This is a genomic window from Mesorhizobium sp. M7A.F.Ca.US.005.03.2.1 (genome assembly GCF_003997795.1).
Lineage (GTDB): Bacteria > Pseudomonadota > Alphaproteobacteria > Rhizobiales > Rhizobiaceae > Mesorhizobium > Mesorhizobium ciceri.
In genome coordinates this window covers 1-4,358 of record NZ_RZRP01000538.1, presented here as the reverse complement: position 1 = coordinate 4,358, position 4,358 = coordinate 1, and the positions used below count along the sequence as shown (strand labels likewise).

4 protein-coding genes are annotated in these 4,358 nt (G+C 64.9%); all 4 read left to right on the top strand.

Annotated elements, in window-relative coordinates:
- On the top strand, nucleotides 1-420 hold a 420-nt coding region (locus tag EN991_RS25045), incomplete at its 5' end, for an ABC transporter permease subunit (RefSeq protein ID WP_127369763.1).
- Complete coding sequence (locus EN991_RS25040) at nucleotides 417-1,355, top strand: ABC transporter ATP-binding protein (RefSeq protein WP_127369762.1); 939 nt, start codon at nucleotides 417-419, stop codon at nucleotides 1,353-1,355. The genes EN991_RS25045 and EN991_RS25040, both read left to right, overlap by 4 nt.
- Complete coding sequence (locus tag EN991_RS25035; protein WP_013532238.1) at nucleotides 1,352-2,101, top strand: ABC transporter permease; 750 nt, start codon at nucleotides 1,352-1,354, stop codon at nucleotides 2,099-2,101. The genes EN991_RS25040 and EN991_RS25035 overlap by 4 nt, the downstream gene beginning before the upstream one ends.
- 239 nt (nucleotides 2,102-2,340) lie before the next feature.
- A partial coding sequence (locus EN991_RS25030; RefSeq protein ID WP_127369761.1) for a sodium-translocating pyrophosphatase occupies nucleotides 2,341-4,358 on the top strand: 2,018 nt, incomplete at its 3' end.

Sequence of the window (4,358 nt, the reverse complement as noted above, 5' to 3'; positions counted from 1 at the left end):
ATTCGCGGCATCGGCACAGCCCCCGCCTTCGTCGCGCTGTTCCTTTATTCGCTGCTGCCGGTGGTGGCCAACACCGTGGTCGGTCTCGCTGGCGTGCCGCGCGCCGCCAACGACGCGGCACGCGGCATGGGCATGACCGACAGGCAGCGCCTGTTCGGCGTCGAGTTTCCGCTGGCTTTTCCCGTCATCCTCACCGGCATCCGCATCGTCTTGGTGCAGAACATCGGCCTCGCCACCATTGCCGCGCTGATCGGCGGCGGCGGTTTCGGCGTATTCGTCTTCCAGGGTGTGGGCCAGACGGCGATGGACCTTGTGCTGCTCGGCGCGGTGCCAACGGTCGCGCTCGCCTTTGCCGCCGCCATCATCCTCGATGCGGTGATCGAAATGACCGCCACCAGGCGCAGGGTTGAAACGGCATGATCGAGATCGAAGGCATTACCAAGCGCTATGACGCGACGACCGTGGTCGATGACGTGTCGATGGTCATCGAGCCGCGCACCATCGCCGTCATTGTCGGCACGTCCGGGTCCGGCAAGACGACGCTGCTGCGCATGATCAACCGGCTGGTCGAGCCGACCTCGGGCATCATCAAGCTCGACGGCGCCGACAATCGTTCGCTGCCCGGCTATGAGCTGCGCCGCAGCATCGGCTACGCCATCCAGGGCCACGGCCTGTTCCCGCATCGCACGGTGGCGCAGAACATTGCCACCGTGCCGGTGCTGCGCGGTTGGGACAAGGACCGCATCAAGGCCCGGGTCGACGAACTGATGACGCTCTATCAGCTTGACCCCGAAGCCTTCGGGCCGCGCTATCCGCACGAACTGTCCGGCGGCCAGCAACAGCGCGTCGGCGTTGCCCGCGCGCTCGCCGCCGAGCCCAACGTGCTGTTGATGGACGAACCGTTCGGCGCCCTCGACCCGATCATCCGCAACAAGGCGCAGGAAGATCTGCTGGCGATCCAGAAGCGCTTCGGCACCACCATCATCCTGGTCACCCACGACATGGAAGAGGCCGTGCATATGGGCGACAAGATCGCGGTCATGGATGCCGGCAAGCTGGTGCAATACGCCAAGCCCGCCGAGATCCTGGCAAAGCCGGCAAGCGCCTTCGTCGAGACCCTGGTCGGCGCCAGCGAAAGGCCGTTCCGGCTGCTGTCGCTCGGTCGGGTCCGCGATGCCGTGGAGAAGGGCTCCGCCGAAGGCGAGGCGATCCCCGGCGACGCCAGCCAGCGTGACGCGCTGGCCGAATTGTTGTGGACGGGCCGGCCGGCGCTGCCGGTCAAAGGCGCCGATGGCAAGCCGCTTGGCCGCGTCACCGTCGACGGGCTGGTGAAGCGCGCGGCGAGGCCCGCATGAAGGCCTGGCTTCCATCGCTGCTCAGACTTGCCCTGGTGATGCTGCTCGTTGCCTTCGTCACCAATCCCGGCTGGTTCGTGCCGCTGCTGAAGCCGCTGACCGAAAACAATGCGCCGGTGATCTACAACCAGGGCAGCCTGCTGACGCTGACATTGCTGCATTTGCGCACGGTTCTGATCGCCACCGTGGCAGCAACCATCGTTGCGGTGGCGCTTGCCATCCTGGTCACCAGGCCCGCCGGCGCCGAATTCCTGCCGCTGTCGCGCAGCCTGGTCAACATCGGCCAGACCTTTCCGCCCGTGGCGGTGCTGGCACTCGCCGTGCCGGCCGTCGGCTTCGGCGAGAAGCCGACACTGATCGCGCTGTTTCTCTATGGCCTGCTGCCGATCTTCGAGAACGCGCTGACCGGCCTGACGACGCTACCTGCCAACGTCGTCGAGGCGGCGCGCGGCGCCGGCATGACCGGTTGGCAAAGGCTCACCAAGGTCGAGCTGCCGCTCAGCGCCCCGATCATTCTCGGCGGCATCAGGCTGTCGGTGGTGATCAGCCTTGCCACGGCGACCATCGGTTCGACCGTGGCAGCCAAAACGCTGGGCGAAGTGATCATCGCCGGGTTGTTATCCAACAATCTCGCCTTCATCCTGCAGGGCGGCCTGATCGTGGCAGCCCTTGCCGTGCTGATCTATGACGGCCTGTCGGCCATAGAGCGCTACACGGCGCGCCGGATGGGCCGGGAGGCAGAGTAGCCACGCCCTGCGTCAGGGCTAATTTCAATCGATCTAATCGCAGGGTGCTGACGGCAGCCGCCGCCTGGTCCCAACCATTTGGGCGAAAGCCGGGCAAAAACCGAACAATATCTTGACGTTCGCAGCCCTGTTTCGCATACACCGCTGCGAAGAGGCGGATTCCGTGCTCGGAATCCGGTCTTTGTCTCAACGGCCCAGGGAGGGGTTCTTTTGGGCCATCAATCGAGGAAAATCCGGCAATGACAATTATTTCCGCCGTCATCGCCTGCGGCCTGCTTTCAATCCTTTACGCCATCTGGGCGACACGTTCGGTCCTTGCGGCCGATCAGGGCAATGCACGCATGCAGGAAATCTCCGCGGCTATCCGCGAGGGCGCACAAGCCTATCTGGCGCGTCAGTACACCACCATCGCCATCGTTGGCGTCGTCGTCCTCGTGCTCGCCTGGTGGTTGCTGTCCATCACCGCCGCGATCGGCTTCCTGATCGGAGCGGTGCTTTCAGGCGCCGCCGGCTTCATCGGCATGCATGTCTCCGTTCGCGCCAACGTTCGCACGGCGCAGGCCGCATCGAACAGTCTCGCTGCCGGCCTCGACATCGCGTTCAAATCGGGCGCCATCACCGGCATGCTGGTTGCTGGCCTCGCCTTGCTCGGCGTGTCGATCTACTACCTCATCCTGACCCACTTCATGGGCCTCCAGCCCAATGACCGCATCGTCATCGACTCGCTGGTCTCGCTCGGCTTCGGCGCATCGCTGATCTCGATCTTCGCTCGTCTCGGCGGCGGCATCTTCACCAAAGGCGCCGACGTCGGTGGCGATCTCGTCGGCAAGGTCGAAGCCGGTATTCCCGAAGACGATCCGCGCAACCCGGCCACGATCGCCGACAATGTCGGCGACAATGTCGGCGACTGCGCCGGCATGGCCGCTGACCTGTTCGAAACCTATGCGGTGACTGTCGTCGCCACCATGGTTCTGGCTGCCATCTTCTTTGGCGGGACCGCCGTGTTGGGTGCGGCCATGCTTTATCCGCTCGCCATCTGCGGCGCCTGCATCCTGACCTCGATCGTCGGCACCTTCTTCGTCAAGCTCGGTTCCAACGGCTCGATCATGGGCGCACTCTACAAGGGCCTGATCGTCACTGGCCTGCTGTCCATCGTCGGCCTCGGCGTCGCCACCCAGGTGACGCTCGGCTGGGGTGAGGTCGGCACGGTCGCCGGCATGGTCATCACCGGCAAGAACCTGTTCATCTGCGGCCTGATCGGCCTCGTGGTGACCGGTCTCATCGTGGTCATCACCGAATACTACACCGGCACCAACAAGCGCCCGGTCAATTCCATCGCCCAGGCGTCGGTCACCGGTCACGGCACCAACGTCATCCAGGGCCTCGCGGTCTCGCTGGAATCGACGGCGCTGCCGGCGATCGTCATCGTCGGCGGCATCATCTCGACCTATCAGCTTGCCGGCCTCTTCGGTACGGCGATCGCGGTCACGACGATGCTCGGCCTTGCCGGCATGATCGTTGCGCTCGATGCCTTCGGCCCGGTCACCGACAATGCCGGCGGCATCGCCGAAATGGCCGGCCTGCCCAAGGAAGTGCGCCACTCCACCGACGCGCTCGACGCGGTCGGCAACACCACCAAGGCGGTGACCAAGGGCTACGCCATCGGCTCCGCTGGTCTCGGCGCATTGGTGCTGTTTGCCGCGTACTCGAACGACCTGAAGTTCTTCGCCGCCAATGGCGACAAATATCCCTACTTCCAGGGCATGGGCGAGATCTCCTTCGATCTCTCCAACCCATACGTCGTCGCCGGCCTGATCTTCGGCGGGCTGATCCCGTATCTGTTCGGCGGCATCGCCATGACGGCCGTCGGCCGTGCGGCGGGCGCCATCGTCGAGGAGGTGCGCAAGCAGTTCCGCGAGGATCCGGGCATCATGGCCGGCACCTCGAAGCCGAACTACGCCCGCGCGGTCGACCTTCTGACCAAGGCGGCAATCAGGGAAATGATCATCCCGTCGCTGCTGCCGGTGCTGGCGCCGCTCGTCGTCTATTTCGGCGTGCTGCTCATCTCGGGCTCGAAGGCGTCCGCCTTTGCAGCGCTGGGTGCCTCGCTGCTCGGCGTCATCGTCAACGGCCTGTTCGTCGCCATCTCGATGACCTCTGGCGGCGGCGCCTGGGACAACGCCAAGAAGTCCTTCGAAGACGGCTTTGTCGACAAGGACGGCGTCAAGCATCTCAAGGGTTCCGAGGCGCACAAGGC